At 51.2% G+C, this 690-nt stretch carries 1 rRNA gene; it reads right to left on the bottom strand.

The window, feature by feature from the left end:
* Positions 1 to 690, bottom strand: a 23S ribosomal RNA gene (locus AC1D2E_RS36035); the annotation flags it as partial.

Here is a 690-nt window from a genome sequence, read left to right as displayed (position 1 = left end):
GTCTGGGTTGTTTCCCTCTTGAGTCCGGACGTTAGCACCCGGTGCTCTGTCTCCCAARCTGTACTCGTCGGTATTCGGAGTTTGCCTTGGTTTGGTAAGTCGCCATGACCCCCTAGCCAAAACAGTGCTCTACCCCCGACGGTAATACTTGAGGCACTACCTAAATAGTTTTCGGAGAGAACCAGCTATTTCCAAGTTTGTTTAGCCTTTCACCCCTATCCACAGCTCATCCGCTAGTTTTGCAACACTAGTCGGTTCGGACCTCCAGTACCTGTTACGGCACCTTCATCCTGGCCATGGATAGATCACTTGGTTTCGGGTCTACACCCAGCGACTGAWCGCCCTATTCGGACTCGMTTTCKCTACGGCTYCCCTATTCGGTTAACCTTGCCACTGAATRTAAGTCGCTGACCCATTATACAAAAGGTACGCAGTCACCCCTTACGAGGCTCCTACTTTTTGTAAGCACGCGGTTTCAGGATCTATTTCACTCCCCTCCCGGGGTTCTTTTCGCCTTTCCCTCACGGTACTAGTTCACTATCGGTCGATGATGAGTATTTAGCCTTGGAGGATGGTCCCCCCATATTCAGACAGGATTTCTCGTGTCCCGCCCTACTTTTCGTTAGCTCAGTACCACACAGGTCTTTTCACGTACGGGGCTATCACCCGCTATGGCCAGTCTTTCCAAAC

The sequence above is a fragment of the Variovorax sp. P1_H2 genome (genome assembly GCF_056405295.1).
Note: the sequence above shows the minus strand (reverse complement) of the source record. Positions and strands in the feature narration are given on the sequence as shown.